Origin of the sequence: Paenibacillus sp. GYB003, assembly GCF_036577625.1 — a bacterium.
In the GTDB taxonomy this organism is placed as follows: domain Bacteria; phylum Bacillota; class Bacilli; order Paenibacillales; family NBRC-103111; genus Paenibacillus_AB.
This window is the reverse complement of record NZ_JARBDC010000047.1, coordinates 1-1289: the sequence shown is the minus strand read 5'-3', so window position 1 is coordinate 1289 and position 1289 is coordinate 1. Positions and strand designations below refer to the sequence as shown.

Sequence of the window (1289 nt, the reverse complement as noted above, 5' to 3'; positions counted from 1 at the left end):
CCCCACCTCATCCCCGAGCTTTTCAACGCTCGTGGGTTCGGGCCTCCAGTGCGTGTTACCGCACCTTCACCCTGGACAGGGGTAGATCACACGGTTTCGGGTCTACGCCTGCAAACTGATTCGCCCTGTTCAGACTCGCTTTCGCTGCGGCTCCGCCTCTTCGGCTTAACCTCGCTTGCAAACGTAACTCGCCGGTTCATTCTACAAAAGGCACGCCATCAGCCGTTAACGGCCTCTGACTTGTTGTAAGCGCACCGCCGTACTCAGGATCCGTCTAGGCCTACGCAGATTTTCGGTTACAGGGCTTTTACCTTCTGTGGCCGGCCTTTCCAGACCGCTTCGCCTAACCTGCTTCAGCCATATCGACGTCCTACAACCCCGATCTCCGAAGAGATCGGTTTGGGCTTCTCCGCGTTCGCTCGCCGCTACTGACGGAATCACTGTTGTTTTCTGTTCCTCCAGGTACTTAGATGTTTCAGTTCCCTGGGTATGCCTCCGCGACCCCTATGATTTCCCCATTCGGACATCCCCGGATCGAAGCCTGCTTACGGCTCCCCGAGGCATTTTCGTAGTTCGCCACGTCCTTCGTCGGCTCCTAGCGCCTAGGCATCCTCCGTGCGCCCTTATTAGCTTATCCATTGTAACCATTGCTGGCTACTCGATTCGCTTCTAAGGCATTCGTACGATTGCCTTCGTTCTCGTTTCGTTTCGCTATCCAGTTTTCAAGGAACAAGTTGTCGTGCTGCTTCCGGCACATTCGCCAAAAGCGACATTTGCTAGTGTACCACATTCGCTTCCGACTTTTCAAGAGGCAAATCTTGTTTGTCGTCCGCGTCCGCAATACGTTGTTTGGTGGAGCCAAGGAGGATCGAACTCCTGACCTCCTGCTTGCAAGGCAGGCGCTCTCCCAGCTGAGCTATGGCCCCATGCTGTCCTCCGCAAGCGAAGTATCTTCGCAGCCTATTCGCATCGAAGCTCTTCGATTGGAGTAACTATGGTGGGCCTTAGTGGACTCGAACCACCGACCTCACCCTTATCAGGGGTGCGCTCTAACCAGCTGAGCTAAAGGCCCTTGCGACTTGCGAAGCATTCGGCTTCGAAAGCTGACAACGGAAGCATGCGCTTTCGCCGTCTATTCAATTGAATCCGGTCGAACCGGATCCGCTTGGCGACGTCCTACTCTCCCAGGACCCTGCGGTCCAAGTACCATCGGCGCTGGAGGGCTTAACGGTCGTGTTCGGGATGGGAACGCGTGGATCCCCTCCGCCATCATCACCAAACGGATTGAA

General features: G+C 55.6%; 2 tRNA genes and 2 rRNA genes. All 4 read right to left on the bottom strand.

Features of this window, described 5'->3' with window-relative positions:
* Positions 1 to 637 (bottom strand): 23S ribosomal RNA (locus PV407_RS16425); the annotation flags it as partial.
* 213 nt (positions 638 to 850) lie between these two features.
* Positions 851 to 926 (bottom strand) — tRNA-Ala (locus PV407_RS16420).
* 69 nt (positions 927 to 995) lie between these two features.
* Positions 996 to 1072, bottom strand: a tRNA-Ile gene (locus PV407_RS16415).
* Positions 1073 to 1163: 91 nt separating this feature from the next.
* A 5S ribosomal RNA gene (gene rrf / locus PV407_RS16410) occupies positions 1164 to 1280 on the bottom strand.
* Between the last annotated feature and the right edge of the window lie 9 nt (positions 1281 to 1289).